Source organism: Rhizobium sp. AG207R (assembly GCF_027109195.1).
GTDB lineage: Bacteria > Pseudomonadota > Alphaproteobacteria > Rhizobiales > Rhizobiaceae > Rhizobium > Rhizobium dioscoreae.
In genome coordinates this window covers 310503-328320 of record NZ_JAEPVT010000001.1, presented here as the reverse complement: position 1 = coordinate 328320, position 17818 = coordinate 310503, and the positions used below count along the sequence as shown (strand labels likewise).

Below are 17818 nucleotides of genomic sequence, written 5' to 3'. Positions count from 1 at the left end.
TCCGTTGAGGCGCGCGCCCGCGGCATTGCCTCGACAATCGCGGTGCAAGATTCTGTTCTCTATCTCTTCGATATTTTGATCATTGCATCATGCTCGGGAACAAGGCAGCATATTCTTTCGTGGCGCAGCAGACCGATAGATTTTTGTAGTTCCTCGAACCGTTACTTATTGCCGGGGATGCACGGCAAAAGGGCTGACACCATAATGGTGACGCGTGCGCAGCAAATTGGCGTCGTGATCGGCCTGGCCTTCGTCACGGCATTGACGACCCTACGGGCAAGTGATCCTCCCTTGCTAAGGCTCGCGCGCGATTTGACATTCGACCAGTATCAGCGCCTGGTGCCCCGGACGTTCGAGAACCAGCCCGTCCGGGTCGTCGACATAGACGAGGCGTCGCTGCGGGAGTTCGGTCAATGGCCCTGGCCAAGAAACCGGATTGCCGCCCTTGTCGACAGGCTTTCCGATCTGGGCGCGGCCGCTATCGCTTTCGATATCCTCTTCGCCGAGCCGGACCGTCTGTCGCCGCGCAACGTCGTTCGCGATGTCATTGGCATCGATCCGTCACTGCTTGGCAAACTACCGGATAATGATGAGATTTTTTCCCAATCGCTGTCGGGAAGGCCGGTGGTTCTGGGTTTCGGCCTCTCCAACGAGGGAAATTATCTGCCGCCGGTCAAGGCAGGGTTTGCCTATACCGGCGAAGATCCCTCCGGTGCGCCGCCGGCGATCAAGGCCGCCACGCCTGTGCTGCCGCAATTGGAAACCAATGCCGCGGGGCTCGGTCATATCAGCCTCAATCCGGGCGCTTCATCGGCAGTGGTGCGCGCGGTTCCGCTTTTTCTCAGCGACGGCAAGCAGCTTTATCCCAATCTCGCGCTTGAGGCGCTTCGCGTGGCACAGGGAGCCTCCACCTACGTGCTTGACGCCGCGCCGCGCACACCCAATACCCTCACCCGGGTCAAGATCGGCAATTTCGTCGCGCCGGTAACGGCAGCCGGCGAGCTTTGGCTCTATGTCAGCCGCGACACCGCGAAGCGATATATTTCGGCAAGCAAGATACTCGCGACCGAAGGCGCCTCCGCCGATATCAGAACCGCTATTGAAGGCAGTATCGTTTTCGTCGGAACCTCCGCTTCCGGCCTCCAAGATGTCCGCACGACGGCCCTTGACGAGAATGTGCCGGGTGTCTCCATCCACGCGCAGATCGTCGAGCAGATCCTTTCAGGCCGCTTCCTTTCCCGGCCGGACTGGGCGGATGGGCTGGAAATCCTATCCATCGCCCTCTTGGGCAGCCTTCTGGTGATCGTCACCACCTTCGTCAATCCGGCCGCGGCCCTCGCCTGCGGCCTGCTAATTACCTTTTTTGCCCTTGTGGCCTCCTGGGCCGCCTTTCTTTATGGAGGGCTTCTCTTCGACCCGCTGGCACCGATCGTCTCTGGATCGATCACGCACTTCGCTGCGACGGCATTCCGCTTTCTCGTGACGGATCGGGAGCGGCGCGACGTGCGGCGGGCTTTCGGCCACTACCTCTCGCCATCGCTGCTCCATCGCATCGAGCATACGCGCGACGCACTACGCCTCGGGGGAGATGAACGCGAACTGACGGTCATGTTCGTCGACGTGCGAAACTTTACCCAGATCAGCGAGGAGATGAGCCCAAGCGCCGTCGTTGCGTTTCTGAACACGCTGCTCGATGCGCTGAGCCACCATGTCATCGCCAATGACGGCACGCTCGACAAGTTCATCGGAGACTCGATCATGGCCTTCTGGAATGCCCCTGTCGATGTCTACGATCATGCCGGCAAGGCCGTGCGCGCGGCTCTCGGCATGCGGGAAACACTCGCCCACCTCAATGGCGACGATGCCTTCGGTTTCGGAGACGCGCGGCGGGTCGGAATAGGCATCGGCATCCACACAGGGCTTGCATGCGTCGGCAATATGGGGGCCGAGACCCGTTTCAATTACACGGCGGTCGGCGATGCCGTAAACATTGCCGCGCGTATCGAATCCGCCTGCAAGGACGTCAATTTCGATATTCTGGTATCCGAATCGACGGCAGGATTGCTGCCCGATTGCGCTCTGCTCGAAGCGGGAGCGCTGACGCTGAAGGGTAAGAGCATGCGAACCAAACTCTTTGCGGTGGTCGGCGACGAACGCGTGGCGAGATCCGCCGGATTTGTGGAACTACAGGCTGCTCACAGGCAGCTTGTCGATGCCCTTCGGGTACGCTCGACAGGCAGCCGCAAACTTATCAGCGCCGCCAAATTTAAGGCGCGAGCGGCGGCAACAGGACTACTGCAGGATTTTTACGCCCAGATTTCTCGACGAGGCGGACACTTCGTCGACGAGACCGCGCACAAGGCAGCCGATATCTAGCTGATTTTGCGATTCAGCCTTTTCAGGCTCGGAGACGCCCTAACTCGCTATTCTCTCGCAATTCAGGACCTCAGCGATGGTGATGCCCGCCATCGTGATCACCTTGATCATTATGATCGCCGTCATCGCCTTCATTGTCCTCGTCGCCGCGATGATGATCGCCCCATCCGTGCTCGCCCCTGCCATGATGACCGTCGTGATGCTTGCCATCATCATCGTCATGGTTATGCGGTTTGTCGGGTGTACTTGGTGTATTTGGTGTATTTGGGACATTCGGTGTGGTGGGAGTTTCGGTCGGTGCAGTCGGCGACTCCGTATGTGTCGGCTCCCGCGTGTTAGGTACGCTCGGCGTATCAGGCTGTGTCGGGCCGGGATTGTTCGCCGGAGCGCTGCGTGGAGAGATCCCGTTTGGCTGGCTCTTCATCGCCGTCGACAGACCGCAGCCACCGCCACTGACAAAACCCATTCGCCCTGAAAGCTGCTGATCCCCGGACAGAAACGGCAGAGCCCGCTGGTTGCCTAGCGTTTTGAGAACGTCGCGATTGACCCGGCGAGGTTCGCTGATCTGACCGTTGCGCTTCGCAACGACGCAATCACATTGCTGCTTCAGCTGCCTGCAGCCGCCAGCGCCGCAGAATTGCGCAGCGCCGTTCAACAGGACGACTGCCGTCGTGCCGTTGGCTCCGACATAAAAATCAAACGCTGTTCCGCGCACGCCGATCGTTCCCGCCGGCGTCACGATCTGATAGGCTGAGTGGTTCGAATTTCCGCTCATCCAGCGAAAGCTGCCCTTTGCCGCATTCACGGTCAGCTTTTTCACCTCGCCCGAGTCATCGAACACGAATTTGTCGATGGTAACGGACGATCCGGCTCCGACGGCCAGTCTGGTGCCGTCCCGAAATGTGAACTGTCCGAGACCCGAAATCGAGGTGCGAATTTGCTCGTCCCGATGAACGGGATCATCGACCGCGATCGGGCCGCCAGCACCCGTGACCTCGGTTTTGATCAACACCGCCTGACCGACCTTCTCGGCGGCTTTCAAAGACAGCGGCGCGAGCAGCGTGGCACTCAACACAACGGCCACGGCGTGACGAAGATAAAACACCCTCCCCTCCCAAGCTTATTTATATTTTATCATAATATATTTCTTATTACAAATCACGACCTATGGTTATATCCTTGCATATTTTTCAATTCTGGAATTTAATCATGGATAAACTGATGTATAATTTCGATAATATTGCATGCATATCTTCTAATCGGAAATTCATAGAATAATTTCAATAACATTATCCGAATCAATTCTTCCATAGCATTAAAAAAAGAGGTGAGTCTATTCAAGGTTGCCGAGATCGAAGGATTTGCGTCAGACTCCTTCTCGACGCAACATTCATCACACGATTGCAGTCCATTGAAGAACCGATGGCTCGTTGGCCATGGTCGGTCATCGATTAGTCACCGCTACAGGTCAGTTCCGCATGTCTACAATTCGCTGAAGCAGCGCAGTGCGGGTCGCTGCTGTGTTGAAATATTTGAAAGGGACCGATTGCGCCTTTCGCAATGATTCATACGGATACTTTTAATTGTCGGGATATTTTGATTTTCTTCGCTCGCGCGGAAATAGAGACGCAAGCATACGGCCGGCACTGTTTGATCCGCAAATCAGAAAACCTTTATTTAAGTAGGCAGCTTAGTTGCTTCCGATGCTGCGATTCGGTCCATCTCAGGGGTCTTCCATAGCCAGGCGACCGTTCCGATCAGCGGCGGCCGTATGGACAGTACAGGTCGTCAGCACTTGAATGGCAATAGAGACCCTATCGTTGCCTATTGCCCGCGCAATGCTCTCGTTTGGTGAAGCAGGAAGCTAGGCTGCCGGAGATGGTCCATCTAGAGCTAGTTGTCTGCTTTCCGCTTCTAACCCAACTGGGAATGTGAAAAGATCCCAGACAGCCCCTTGGCCATTACGCCCCATGGCTTGCTTAAAACTCTTTCCAATCGGAAACGACTCGACCGCTAACGGCAGCCGATCTACGGGCCGTTTGCGCGACCGGCTCGGCGGAAGCGCGACGCGATGGCTCAGCCATGGCGCGCGCGGTTTGTCGCAAGACTGCCGAGCTGGCGGAGGCCGCGGCGTCGAGGCGGAATTGAGATACGAGTTCACGCAGCTTGCTGGCCTCGGCGGCAAGTGCGGCGGAGGCTGCCGTCGACTGCTCGACCATCGCCGCATTCTGCTGCGTCGTCTGATCCATCGTATTGACTGCCGCATTGACCTCGGCAAGGCCTGTCGACTGCTCCTTGGCGGATGCGGCGATGGCGTTCATGTGCTGGTTTATGCCCGAGATGCGCTCACCGATTTCCTTCAATGCGACACCCGTCTCACGCACCAGCTTCACTCCACCATCGACCTCGGACGAAGAAGCATTGATCAGCGCCTTGATCTCTTTTGCCGCGGCCGCGGAGCGCTGCGCCAATTCCCGCACTTCCTGCGCCACGACGGCAAATCCTTTACCGGCTTCGCCGGCGCGCGCCGCTTCCACACCGGCATTGAGCGCCAATAGATTAGTCTGGAAGGCAATGTCATCGATCACGCCGATGATATTGGAAATCTGCTGGGAGGAGCTCTCTATGCGCTGCATGGCTTCCTCGGCCCTGCTGACGACATCAGCCGACCGGGTTGCGCTATGATCGGCGGCAGTCGCTGCCGCTCGCGCTTCTTCCGTCCGATTGCTCGAGTTGCTTACATTGACCGTAATCTGATCGAGAGCGGCGGCCGTCTCTTCAAGCGATGCCGCCTGCTGCTCGGTGCGGCGGGAAAGATCGTTGGCTCCGGAAGAGATCTCCTGCGTGCCGCTGTCAATCGATACAATACTCTCGGCAATCGCGTGCAATGTGCTGCTCAATTGCTGCAATGACGTATTGAAATCGTGTCGAAGAGCTTCGAAATCCGGAGCGAATGGCTCATCGAGCTGGAAGGAAAGATCCCCGGAAGCCAACCTCTTAAGTCCCATGGCAAGACCGGATGTCGCGACTCGCAAACGGTCCGCGGCATCGGTTTCCGCCTGCCGCTGAGTGGCGATCCTGTCGGCTTCCGCCTGCTGACGGTCCTTTGCCGCGTCCGCTTCGAGCTGGCCCTTGGCGATCGCTGCTTTTCGGAATACTTCAACAGCCTGCGCCATCGTCCCTACTTCGTCGCTTCTACCGATGCCGGTACAAACGATATTGGTGCCACCGCCCGCGAGCTTGGCCATATCGGCGCAAAGCGCCAGGATGGGTTTGGACACGGTCCTGCGGAACAACACGAAGAGCATGATGGAGAACAGCACCGTCAGCCCTAGGAGCCCCTGCATGATGCTGCGTATGGAACCTGCTGTGCGCGCACTTTCTGTCGAGATCGACTCCGATACGTTTTGTATCTGATCGCCCGCCTTCTCCATCGCGGTTTCCAAAGCGGAGAATTGCTTCATGAAATCGGGCAATGCCTTTAACGCGCCCGCCGGATCCTTCTCAGCCGTCGCGACCATTTTGGTTGCGTTGTCGATATAGCTCAGTAACGGAGATTCCACACCGGCGAGCACCCTTTGAGTGTCCGGATCCGTCGCGAGCGCCTTGTTGGCCTTGATCATCTCGCGAAACGACGTGACATGTTCCGAAAGATCCGAGTTGACCGTTTCAAAGCCAATGCCGGATGCGGGATCGGATGCGAGCAACGCAGCCAGCACATCCGCTCTCAAAGCGTCATGCATCATATCTGCCTGCATGTGATTACGCAGCACCTGAGCCGACCCTGCTATTTTCTCGGCATTCTGCGTCAGGGTCGAGGCGGACCATATGCCAACACCAGTCGCGCCGCCCGCAATTACAAAGATCGCCACGCTTGCAAGGATGATTTTCTGCTGGATCGATGCCATGGAACATATCCCAAGATTTCCTCAAGAGAAGGATGTGGGATTGTGCTTAATTATCCGTCAAAATATGTCGATCCATGGAAATGTATTTCCAAATTATCAAAAAATACAACTACTATTATATTGTATGCCTTGATACATACCGCTAGGCGTTGATCTTCAACGTCAGTGAGAAAGTATACATCAAGCTAGTCCTGATAAGTACTGCTATATCGCCCAGCGGATCTATTAAAGTAACCTTTTGAGAAGTTCGCAATGGAGCGGACCGCTGGATAGGGCCTTCCTACTCCTGATAATATGGCGGCAAGGAAGCGATGAGCCGGTCGAAAGGAGCCTTATCGACAAAAAGGATCGTCGTCAGATTCCGGAAACCAAAGATTGAATGAAGTGGCTGGTCCGTTGCCGCGTGGATTTTCGCGGCAAGGTTCCTCATATCGGCTGGTGATGAAGTGTGAATGCTCTCCGGCCCGATGAGCAGGCAGCTAATTGTTGCTCAAACCCTGAACGTCTCGCTCTTGAAAGGAACCTGACAAGCGTCCATTGCGGGATTCGGTCAGCATGGCGCCTCAAGAGACCGATGTCATTCGCACCGCTGAAGAGCAAGGTCTTGCTCGGACGTCAAGACGGTGGATGATGTCAAACCATTCGATCATCCCTGCTTCCTTTTCCTGCACCGCGTGGCGCGAGTAGTCGACTGCTCCGCTATTCACCTTGGCATTAAGCTTCACGGCGCGTTGACCGAGATTTGCGTTAAGCTGATCCAATAAGTGGCTGAGAACCCATTGATGAGTTAGAGATATCGGCATTCGCAAAGGTCACGGTGCAATGCAGAGATGGGTGAATCTCGGCACACATGAACACTGAATTGGCCAAACGAAAATGCCCCGTACAAAACGTCCGGGGCAATCCTTGCTTCTTGAACCGCGCTAGAGCCGCGATGCCTCTCCTCACATCAAACCGATCAGAACTCCGACCATTCCTGCTGAAGATGTTTAAGCGCAGCATTGCCTTGCGTGACAGGAGCGGGGCGTGCAGCAAGCCGGCCTGCTGTCGGGGCTGAGGCAGGCCGGGCCAGGGGCCTCGCCCGCGGCTCCATGCGCTCGGTTTCGCCTGTGCGGAATGCGCTCAGAAGCTCGCCAAGACGCTTGCTCTCTTCGGCCAAGCCTGCGCCGGCTGCATTCATCTCTTCGACCATGGCGGCATTCTGCTGCGTCGCCTGGTCCATATGATTGACGGCGCTGTTGATCTCCGACAGGCCCATGGACTGTTCCTGAGCGGCGGTGGCAATGGCATCCATGTGCTGATTGATCTGCAGGACCAAGTCGGCGATAGCTGCGAGGCCCTCGCCAGTATCGTTGACGAGTTTCACGCCCTCGCCGACGGCAGCTTCGGAATTGCCGATCAGGGCCTTGATCTCTTTGGCGGCATTGGCAGAACGCTGGGCCAGTTCGCGAACTTCCTGGGCTACAACAGCGAAGCCCTTTCCGGCTTCGCCCGCGCGCGCGGCCTCGACACCGGCGTTGAGCGCAAGCAGGTTGGTCTGGAAAGCGATCTCGTCGATCACGCTGATGATCTGGCTGATCTGCTTGGACGAATGCTCAATTCTGCCCATGGCGCTGACGGCATTGCTGACGACCTGGCTGGAGTTTTCCGCTCGCGATCGAGCACCGCGCACCAAGTCGCGTGCGTCGCCAGCCCGCTTGGAGGTCGATTGAACATTGGCAGTAACCTCTTCCAGCGCTGCTGCCGTCTCTTCCAGCGAGGCGGCCTGCTGCTCCGTGCGCTTGGAAAGATTGTCGGAAGCCTGCGAGATCTCGTAACTGCCGCTGTTTACCAGTGACGCGGCGTGGCCGACTTGGGACATCGCAGCGCGCAACTGGCTGACCGACGAATTGAAGTCGTGACGCAGAGCTTCGAACTGCGCAGCCAGCGGCGTTTCGATCTCGCACCGCAGGTCGCCAGATGCCAGATGACGAAGTCCCGTCGCAAGCGAACCCGTAGCCTGCAACAGCCTCTCTTCGGCTTCTTCTTCGGCTCGGCGCTGCACTTCGAGGCGTTCATTCTCCGATGTAATGCGTGCTTCGGCGGCTTCGGCCTCGAGCGCCTTGTTGCGCAGGGCTGCCTGCTGGAAAACCTGTACGGAACGCGCCATGGCGCCAATCTCATCACGCCGTTCAACGCCACTGATCGAGACCGAGAGGTTGCCTTGGGCAAGTTCGGTCATGGAATGAGTCAGCGCGCCGACGGGCCTGGTGACGCGAAGGAGGATGACGCATATGCCCGTGGCGCTCAGCACCACGGCAACAAGGAAGGTGAGTCCATAGGCGATCAAGCTGACGAATGCATCATTCTGGCTGGCGGATGCCTTGGCGACCATGCCGTCCGCGGCCGCCGCCGCGGTGTTCGTGATGGTCAGAAGGGTGGCGTTGCCAAGCGGACGCCAGTCGTCGAGGGGCATGGCCTTCTTCTCACCGGCCGCGAATCTTGCAAGCAATGCATTATGTTTTGCTGCGAAGTCGCCGCTGAAATAGGTCGCGCTGCTGACTTTATAGGCGTCCTTGACGACCTGTGGTGTCGACGGATGATTGACCAGAGTGCCGATTTGTCCCCAGGTGAAACTCGCAGCGTAATCGAATTGCTGGATCTTGCTGACGTCCTCGGGCTTCATTGCCTCTCCAGAGGCCAGCGTGTTGACGAACAACAGATTTGCGGCACCGGCCGTCGCGCGAGTGTACCATGTCAGCGCACGGATCTGAATCAGCGCCGTCATTGAGGGATCACTCGTGCGAATCCGGCTCTCAATGACGGTTGAACCCGTCTCCAACGCGGTCAAGAACTGCTGACCGATGTCCAGTGTCGTAGCCTGCAGCGTCGGGTCGCGATCAGCGAGCTTCTTGGCGACTTCGCTGTCGAGCTTTGAGCGGAATTCGACAACCCGATCATAGGCATTCATGACATCGGCAATCGGGGCTTTGAGCGTCTGGTCGTCAATGTTCGCAAAGACTGATTTCGCGTCAGCCATATATTTGTCGACGATGCCCCTATCCGTTCTTAACAGGGCAAGCGTTGCATCTTGCCCGCCAAGCTCAAGTTTGGCGAGCGACGACCCATCGCCTCGCTCGTTGCGGAAGTTCGCAAGCGTTTGGAAGAGAGCCCGATCTAGCATGGTTAACTTCGAGATGTCGGCATACTTACCTGCATCGCGATAGGCATCAAGCGTCGAAGATCCCGTTAGCACGCACAGAGCGACGCTGAGAAAAAGGAAAATTCCAACAAGTATATTGCGAAGAGAAAAAATCATAATTGCTCACCTACGTTCGGGGTGCCGTAACGCTAACCCGCTTCGCCGAAACCCGTATTTCTGGAGCTCTCGAGGTGAAATTTCTAAAAGAAAAGCAGTCCGTGAGCCATCGAGACGCCGCTCGATCACAGGCGCATCATGCCCTGCCCAATCAGGAGAAAAGTTAGCCCGGCTTTGTTGAAACAGGATTAACGCTTTCCCCTAAAAACACAGGGGGTTTTTGATCAGCCCTGTTAATGTCGTCCATGGTCTCGATTTAACGCGTTTTGCTTCATCTTTCCTGCGTTAGGAAAGAAAGACAAAGTATTCCGAAAAGTTGAAAGTATCTCTGTGAGTTGACACAAATGCGCGATTGGTCCTTTTCAGATAGAATCGGCAATAACGGCCTAATCGCCAAACGCCAGCCGCTTAACCACATCGGAGGATCAGCCAAATCACGCCCTAAGCATGTTTCAGTGCATGACTACCTGGCGGTCTCGCGGCTGCCTAGACCATCAGCGGGAGTGCTATCGCGGGGAGCGAGACGATGTCCCGCCGAGTCCCAAGCAACGTTTGATGAGATGCCTGGCGACGACCAAGCGGGAAGATTTGTCGCTCCGAGGCAAGCGTCGCCAGCCATCATGAAGGAATCGCCGCGGTCAGGTGTTCAAACCGCCATCGACGTTAAGGATCACACCCGTGACCTGTCTTGCCGCGGGACTAGCCAGGAACGCGACGGCCGCCGCGATGTCCGAAGGCGCCCCATATCGGCCCAATGGGATGAGGTTACGCTGGAATTCAGAATAGTCTCCATTCGCCGGGTTCATCTCGGTATCCGTCGAACCTGGCTGGATCAGATTGGCCGTGATATCGCGCGGTCCCAGTTCCTGCGCTAAGCCCCGGGTGAAAGACTGCAGCGCCGATTTCGTCATGAAGTAGACCGTGCCCGTCGCGCCGACGATCCGATCCGCACCGGCTGAGCCGATCGTGATCACTCGCCCCCCCGGGCCGAGATGCGGAAGGGCGGCCTGCGTCGAAAGGATCGTGCCGCGGACATTTACCGCAAGGAGCGCATCGATGTCCTCGACATTGATGTCGGCGATCGATCCGTAGAGTGCGACCGCGGCGTTGTTCACCAAAATGTCGAGGCCGCCAAGCTCCTTTACAGCTTCATCGACTGCCCGCCGGATCGCGATCGGATCCGCGCTATCGGCCTGGATCGCCATGCCGCGCCGGCCGAGATCCTCAATTGAGGCGACGACCGCCCTCGCCCGCTCGGCCGAATTCTGAAACGTCAGCGCGACGTCAGCGCCATGTTCGGCAAGCGTCAGGGCGATAGCCGCCCCTATACCGCGCGAGCCGCCGGTCACAAGCGCTCTCTTTCCCTTTAGATCAATCATCTCGACTCCATTTATGTAGTGATCGATACATAACGAATATGGACGTTGAAAATGAAAGTCAATGAGTTTATGTAGCGATCGATGCAAAAAGATCAAAACAGCACATCATTGCAACCCCCGGCAACAGGTTCCGGACGTGGCCGGCCCCGCGCGTTCGACCGTGACGCAGCGCTGAGCTGCGCCATGCGAATGTTTTGGATCAAAGGTTACGAAGCGACGTCGATCTCGGATCTGACCGAAGCCATGGGCATCGCCACGACAAGCCTCTACGCGGCGTTCGGCTCGAAGGACGAACTCTATGCCGAAGCGCTGCGACACTACGCTTCATACTACGAACATCTGGTTTGGCGGCGTTTCCATGAAGCCACAACCGTGCGGGAAGCGGTGGAAGCTTATCTCTACGACTCGGCCGCCGCCATGACCGGTTCGGACTGCGACTTGCCGCGCGGCTGCCTGGCGACGCTTGGCACGGTGGGCAGCGATGGCCACGCGGAGCTTGCCGAGTTGATGCGGTCAACACGAGCGCTAGCTTTCGACGTGCTCGCGTCGCGTCTGGAAAGGGCGGTCGATAAAGGAGAACTTCCATCGGCGCTTGATATCGCCATGGTCTGCAGGTTTCTCCAGACCGTTCAGAGCGGGATGGCGATCCGCGCCCGCGACGGAGCGGAAAGAGCCGAGCTCCAAAGCGTCGCCGAGATCGCCATGGCGGGCTGGGACGGCTTTGTCTCGAAAGCCGCGGAGTGACCCGCTTTGGCCGGGATGCCGCGACATTTCGCTTCCAGGCGTCTCAGGCTGGGAATCGATCGAGCATATCGGACCCATCGCCCGTGACGTTGCAGACGCAGCGCTCATGCTCTCCGTTATCGCCGGCCCCGATCCTCGCGACCGCTGGTCCATACCCTGTGCCGATCTCGATGGACCAGCATCGCCCCGCTGCCCCCGGCACGAAGGTGCTCTACTGGCCGACCTGGCATGACCAGGCGATCGAACAGGCACTGAAGGACACGACGAACAAGGCAGTCGCGCTGGTTGTCGAGGCCTGCGGACTGGAGTTGGTGGTCGGCGCTCCGCACTACTGAGCCAGTTCAACGACCGTCCGATGATGACGGCTGCCGAATTGCTGGCCGACGCCAAGGTCGATGTCATCGTCTGGAACGGCACCAGTGCCGGCTGGCTCGGCCTCGACAGCGATCGTCATCTATGCGAGCGCATCACCAAGGCAACGGGCGTGAAGGCGTCTACATCGGTGCTTGCCCTCTTTGACGTGATGCGTAAGCGAAATGAGAAAAGGATCGGCTTGGTTTCCCCGTATACCGACGACGTCCAGGTCGCGATCGTGAAGTCCTTCGCCAATGAAGGGGTCGATATCATCTGCGAACGGCATTTAGGCATTCGAGACAATTTTAGCTTCAGTCAGGTGACAGGCGAAAAGATTTCCAAGATGGTCGACGAGCTCGCACCGTCAAAACCTGATTCAATTGCTGTATTTTGTACCAATCTCGCCGGCGCCTCGCTCGTTGATCAACTGGAAGCGGCACATGGGATACCCGTACACGACAGCGTCGCGACGGCAATTTACGGCGGACTATCGGCGGTGGGGTATGATCTGAGCCGTGTGTCCGGCTTCGGAAGGATGTTTTCGTAGACCGGTACATCGGAACACGAAAGTGAGCTCGCGCTATCGCGAGCTCACTTGGTCGGACCAGAGAGCATATCAGACGCGCCGTAACGTCCGACCATCGACTCTATCTATGTGCCGTCGTGTTTAGGAACGATCGGGAAGTTGAGAGCCGGCGCTCACCCGATCGACGGCTTTCAGGAAATCGCCAAGGTGACTGGAATGGCTAAAGGGAAGGCGCGATACTGCCATGACGGAGGTCCGCCGGAAGGCGACGTTCCCACGCCTATTCGCCTCTTGAGCATCGATCACGGCGTTTGCTAGGCGTTGCTTGACACCTGCTTCACTTCGTCGGCGCAGTCCGCGCGGTCAATTTATTTCCGTCCGGGTCGCGAAGATATGCGACGAATGACCCGTTTGGACGCTCCGTGGGCGGGCTCTCGATCGCCATGCCCCCATGTGCCGTACCGGCGGCATGCCACGCAAGGACATGTTCGGGGGTCGCGGCGGCTATGCCGATAGTCCCGCCATTGGCCGCGGTCGCCGGCTTGCCATCGATGGGCTTCGTGATCATGAGCCGGCCGCCCTCATGGGTATAGATCAGCCTGCCTCTCGCGTCCATCTCGCCGGCATTGCCTCCCAGTGCAGCGAATGTGGCGTCGTAGAAGCTTCTCGCTCGCTCCAAATCGTTGCTTCCAATCATGACGTGAGTGAACATCGTTTCATCTCCACTAAGGTGTCCAATCGCCCTATCCTACGCTAGCCTAGCCATGCTGAACGCGCAAACCTCCCAATTGGACAGCCTCTCCCGTTCATTCTGCCCGTATCGGCGATGAAATCCAGATCATTGTCGCTGGCGTATTGCGGCCGCTGATCACGATGCGGGGATAATTTGCAGCTGAATGATGAGCAATTGTTCAAATAGCCGGTTATACCGTCGAGCGGTCTTGTCATCGATCCCGACCTGGCCGATCAATTGGGTAAAATCGGGCAACAGCATTTACGTCGCCGCAGCTTCAAGGCACTACCGCTGCTCGGCGAAAACAACGCTGGCATCGCTGACGATGGCGACATGTGAATAAGCCGCCTGTCTAGCCGCCTGAGCGTCTGCGCGCATGATCGCGGTGACGATGATGTCGTGCTCATCGAAGGACTTGGCGAGACGTCCGGGAAGGCGGAATTGCGCGCGACGGAACGGAGCGAGCCGGGCGCGCGTTTGCGTCACCAGCTCAAGGATATGGTCGTTATGAGCGCCGCGATAGAGCTGGTTGTGAAACTCGACATTGTATGTGGCATAATCCTCCTCGGCCCCGGCGCGCACCAGCCGGGCGGAAGCGCGATGTTGACGCTCGAGGGCGCGACGTTCGTCGATGGTCATTCGCTCCGCCGATAAGCGCGCGCAAATAGCTTCGAGCTCCGCCATTGCCTCAAACATCGAATGCAGATAGGCACCACTAACATTCGTCACGACGGCGCTGCGGTTCGGTTCACGACCAACGAGACCCATCGCGCCAAGTTCGCGCAGCGCTTCGCGAACCGGGGTTCGTGATACCTCGAAACGAGCCGCGAGTGTGATTTCGTCAAGCTTCTCGCCCGGCAGGAGCGCCCCGGTTACGATCATATCAGCCACAGCCCGCACCATCTGCTCGACGGTCGTTCCTGGCCTCACAACGTCCTTACGCTTGATCTGCTTCACAGAAATAGGCGAATCCCTCAGCTCGTGCATACAGATGTACGCACGAACAAACCAAAGTCAATCATCAATTTAATCTATTGTTTTTAAATGATATTTTTTCAAAAGAAGAACTCGATCCTATTGATTATCGCGGCGCAGCTTTCAAAATAAAGATCAAAAAAAGTGCATTGCTTATTTAAGGGCATTATTCCAAGAAAATCTGCATCCACTTTCGGCGATCAGAACTTCGATGGAATTTTATTACAGTAATATCATTAACTTAATATCTGGCATAGCGATTGCATACACTTTGATGTGATCTTTTTTACGAACCGGGCTCCCGCCCCAAGGAGCATTCCATGACGACACTCCTTCACATGAATCGCCGCAACTTTCTCCGGGCTTCGGCCGCAGGTGCGCTTGCCAGTGTCGCGCCGGGCCTTCTGTCATCTCGCGCCCATGCCCAGACCGCCCTCACCGTCGGCTTCATCTATGTCGGCCCAAAAGATGATTATGGCTATAACCAGGCCCATGCCGAAGGCGCTGCCGTCGTCAAGGCGCTCCCCGGCGTCACCGTGGTCGAGGAAGAAAACGTCCCTGAAACCGTCGATGTTCAAAAGACGATGGAATCGATGATCAATCTTGACGGCGCAACGCTGATCTTCCCGACGTCATTCGGTTATTTCGATCCGCATATGCTGGCCATGGCCGCCAAATATCCCAACATCCAGTTCCGCCATTGCGGCGGCCTCTGGCAGGCCGGCAAGAACCCGGTCAATACGGGCTCCTATTTCGGTTATATCTTCCAGGGTCAATATCTGAACGGCGTGACCGCCGGCTATGCCACGAAGAGCAAGAAGATCGGCTTTGTTGCTGCCAAGCCGATCCCGCAGGTTTTGCAAAACATCAACGCCTTTCTGCTCGGTGCGCGCTCCGTCGATCCGGCCATCACCTGCCAGGTGATCTTCACGGGTGAATGGTCACTGGCCGTAAAGGAAGCCGAAGCGACCAACGCGCTGATCGACCAAGGGGCGGACGTCATCACCTGCCATGTCGACAGCCCGAAGGTCGTCGTCGAAACCGCCGCCGGCCGCGGTGCCTTCGTCTGTGGCTATCACGCCAATCAGAGCCCCCTTGCTCCCGCGAAGTATCTGACTGGCGCGGAGTGGGCCTGGGGGAATGTGTACTCCGACTTCGTCAAGAAGGCACAAGCTGGCGGAACGCTCGGCAATTTCGTTCGCGGTGGACTGAAGGATGGCTTCGTCAAGATGAGCCCGCTCGGCCCTGGCGTTTCGGATGAATCCCGCAAGAAATTCGAGGCGACACTTGCCGAGATGATGGCCGGAAAATTCTCGGTCTTCAAAGGGCCCATCAAGGACAACAAGGGCAATGCCGTCATCACTGCGGACAAGAGCTTCGCCGAGGACGCGATCGAACTCGAAAGCATGAATTATCTCGTCGAAGGCGTCGTTGGCTCCACGGCTTGATTACCGAGGGAGCACCGTCATGACGGTTGAAATCAATGAGCCCGCATTGTCCATCGTTCAGCAGCGGCGGACGCAGCTGCGCCCGGCCATCGAATGGCTCGCGCGGCGGGCCGAGCCTGTGGTGATCACGCTTGGCGCGATCCTGGCAGGCCTCGCGCTGTTCTCCCTATTCATCCTGTCGGTCGGCAAATCGCCGGCCGACCTCTTTCGCTTCATGTACGCCGGCGGCTTCGGCAGCTGGTTTTCCATCCAGAACAGCTTGAGCCGCGCCTCCCCGCTGTTACTCACCGCGCTTTGCGTCGCGCTGCCAGCAAGGCTTGGCCTCGTCATCATTGGCGGCGAAGGCGCCGTCGTTCTCGGCGGCGTGGCGGCCGCGGCGATCGCACTGCCGATCATAGGCCTGTTGCCGCCGATTATCGTTCTTGTCCTCATGGCGCTTGCCGCCATGACAATCGGCGGCATCTGGATCGGTCTTGCCGGCTTCCTTCGCCACTATCGCGGCGTCAACGAAACCATCTCCTCACTGCTGCTCGCCTATATAGCCATCGCATTGATGAACCAGTTCGTTGAAGGCGCGCTGCGCGATCCGGCAAGCCTCAACAAGCCCTCCACCAAGCCGCTGCCTCACGACTATATGCTCGGCAATATTCCAGCCATGGAGGTGCATTGGGGCCTCGTCATCGGCGTTGTCGCCTGTGTAGGCTCGTGGATATTGCTCGAGATGACCAGTTATGGCTTCGCCGCCCGCATCGCCGGCGGCAATGTTCGCGCCGCGCAGATCCAGGGTTTGCCCGTGGGACGGCTGATTGCCGGTTTCACGGCGATTGCCGGCAGCTTCGCCGGCCTTGCCGGCATGATCGAGGTCGCCGCGGTCCAGGGCAGCGCCAATGCCTCGCTTGCCGCCGGGTATGGTTATACCGGCATCCTCGTCGCTTTCCTGGCGCGTCACAATCCGCTTGCGATCATCCCGGTCGCCATCTTTCTCGGCGGCATCGATGCGTCCGGCGGCCTGATCCAGCGCCGCATGGGCCTGCCCGACGCGACCGTGCTCGTTCTGCAGGGCACGCTCTTCATCGTCATCCTCTTTGGCGAAACCTTCTATGGCCGCTTCAAGATCTTCAATCCCGATCTCTGGAAAAGGAGCGCATGATGGACGATGCCGCAATCGGTCTCTGGGGCGTGCCCCTTGCCATTCTGGCCGGCGCGATCCGCGTCTCGACGCCCTTCATATTCGTCAGCCTTGGCGAGACGATCACCGAACGCTCAGGCCGCATCAATCTCGGCCTTGAAGGCACGCTCGTTTTCGGCGCCATGACCGCCTATGCCTTCGCCGTCATGAGCGGCTCCCCCTGGCTCGGCGTGCTCGCCGCGATGGCGAGCGGGGCGATCTTCGGCGCTGTGCACGGCTGGATCTGCAAATGGCCGAAGGTCAACGACGTCGCCATCGGCATCGCCATGATGCAGTTCGGTCTCGGCCTTGCCTTCTTTCTCGGCAAGTCCTTCATACAGCCTGTCGCGCCGCGCCTACCGGCGATCCCCTTCGGTTTCTGGTCAAACCTGCAGCCTGTACGGGCAGCCTTGAACATCAATACCCTTTTCATTCTCGGTGCAGTCCTCGCCCTCGTCCTCTGGTGGGCATTCAGGAACACCAGGATCGGGCTCATGCTGCGCGTCGTGGGCGACAGCACGGACGCGGCGCGCGCCATGGGCATAGACCCCGATCGTGTCCGGCTGCTGGCAACCGCTGTCGGCGGTTCGCTGGCTGCGATCGGCGGCGCCTATCTATCGCTCTACTATCCAGGCTCCTGGAACGAGCGCATCTCCTCCGGACAGGGCCTGATGGCCGTGGCGCTGGTGATCTTCGCCCGCTGGAACCCGATCGGCTGCTTCGTCGCCGCGCTTCTCTTCGGCGGCGCCGGCGCGCTTGGCCCAGCTCTGCAGTCCGTCGGCGTGACGCAGGGATATTATCTTTTCTATGCCGCTCCGTACGTGCTGACGCTCGTCATCATGATCATCACCTCCTCGCCCACCCGTGCGCTTAGCGGCGCTCCCGGCGCGCTTTCGCTCACCAAATAGG

Annotated in this window: 13 protein-coding genes; 7 read left to right on the top strand and 6 right to left on the bottom strand. The window is 58.0% G+C overall.

All coding sequences use genetic code 11. The features are described 5' to 3' along the window. The first annotated feature begins 204 nt into the window (after positions 1-204). The gene (locus tag JJQ51_RS01365; protein ID WP_269244170.1) at positions 205-2376 is read left to right on the top strand and encodes a CHASE2 domain-containing protein; all 2172 of its coding nucleotides are present in this window, start codon (positions 205-207) and stop codon (positions 2374-2376) included. A 70-nt stretch (positions 2377-2446) separates the two neighbouring features. Here JJQ51_RS01365 and JJQ51_RS01360 read toward each other — a convergent pair whose 3' ends face one another. The 4 genes from JJQ51_RS01360 to JJQ51_RS01345 all read right to left on the bottom strand — a co-directional run bounded on the left by JJQ51_RS01360 (position 2447) and on the right by JJQ51_RS01345 (position 10961). Continuing rightward, positions 2447-3481, bottom strand: a complete 1035-nt coding sequence (locus JJQ51_RS01360; RefSeq protein ID WP_145636664.1) for a FecR family protein — start codon at positions 3479-3481, stop codon at positions 2447-2449. Between the two features lie 874 nt (positions 3482-4355). Next, a complete protein-coding gene (locus tag JJQ51_RS01355) occupies positions 4356-6284 on the bottom strand; it encodes a methyl-accepting chemotaxis protein (protein WP_269244169.1) in 1929 nt (642 codons plus the stop codon). A 958-nt stretch (positions 6285-7242) separates the two neighbouring features. Next, on the bottom strand, positions 7243-9582 hold the full coding sequence (locus tag JJQ51_RS01350) for a methyl-accepting chemotaxis protein (RefSeq protein WP_269244168.1): 2340 nt from the start codon (positions 9580-9582) through the stop codon (positions 7243-7245). Positions 9583-10220: 638 nt separating this feature from the next. Beyond that, positions 10221-10961 (bottom strand): SDR family NAD(P)-dependent oxidoreductase, encoded by a 741-nt coding sequence (locus tag JJQ51_RS01345; RefSeq protein ID WP_183811492.1) that lies wholly within the window; start codon positions 10959-10961, stop codon positions 10221-10223. A gap of 81 nt (positions 10962-11042) precedes the next feature. Between JJQ51_RS01345 and JJQ51_RS01340 the strand changes: the two genes are divergently transcribed. The 3 genes from JJQ51_RS01340 to JJQ51_RS01330 all read left to right on the top strand — a co-directional run bounded on the left by JJQ51_RS01340 (position 11043) and on the right by JJQ51_RS01330 (position 12606). After that, positions 11043-11705 (top strand): TetR/AcrR family transcriptional regulator, encoded by a 663-nt coding sequence (locus JJQ51_RS01340; RefSeq protein ID WP_269244167.1) that lies wholly within the window; start codon positions 11043-11045, stop codon positions 11703-11705. 170 nt (positions 11706-11875) lie between these two features. Then, positions 11876-12040 (top strand): hypothetical protein, encoded by a 165-nt coding sequence (locus JJQ51_RS01335; RefSeq protein WP_183811566.1) that lies wholly within the window; start codon positions 11876-11878, stop codon positions 12038-12040. A 20-nt stretch (positions 12041-12060) separates the two neighbouring features. Next, on the top strand, positions 12061-12606 hold the full coding sequence (locus JJQ51_RS01330; protein WP_183811496.1) for a maleate cis-trans isomerase family protein: 546 nt from the start codon (positions 12061-12063) through the stop codon (positions 12604-12606). A 316-nt stretch (positions 12607-12922) separates the two neighbouring features. Here the strand turns inward: JJQ51_RS01330 and JJQ51_RS01325 are convergent, their stop codons facing one another. Then, positions 12923-13297 carry a VOC family protein gene (locus tag JJQ51_RS01325; protein WP_269244166.1) on the bottom strand — a complete coding sequence of 125 codons (375 nt, stop codon included), beginning with the start codon at positions 13295-13297 and terminating at the stop codon, positions 12923-12925. 306 nt (positions 13298-13603) lie between these two features. Continuing rightward, a complete protein-coding gene (locus JJQ51_RS01320; protein WP_210296399.1) occupies positions 13604-14305 on the bottom strand; it encodes a GntR family transcriptional regulator in 702 nt (233 codons plus the stop codon). 308 nt (positions 14306-14613) lie between these two features. On the opposite strand from JJQ51_RS01320, the gene JJQ51_RS01315 reads away from it, so the two are divergent. From JJQ51_RS01315 to JJQ51_RS01305, 3 genes are read left to right on the top strand one after another with little or no spacing between them, the layout of a single operon-like run. Then, positions 14614-15741, top strand: a complete 1128-nt coding sequence (locus tag JJQ51_RS01315; protein ID WP_145636650.1) for a BMP family ABC transporter substrate-binding protein — start codon at positions 14614-14616, stop codon at positions 15739-15741. Between the two features lie 19 nt (positions 15742-15760). Next, positions 15761-16891, top strand: a complete 1131-nt coding sequence (locus tag JJQ51_RS01310) for an ABC transporter permease (protein WP_145636647.1) — start codon at positions 15761-15763, stop codon at positions 16889-16891. After that, positions 16891-17817 (top strand): ABC transporter permease, encoded by a 927-nt coding sequence (locus JJQ51_RS01305; protein WP_183811500.1) that lies wholly within the window; start codon positions 16891-16893, stop codon positions 17815-17817. Before JJQ51_RS01310 ends, JJQ51_RS01305 begins: the two co-directional genes overlap by 1 nt. The last annotated feature ends 1 nt before the right edge of the window (position 17818 follow it).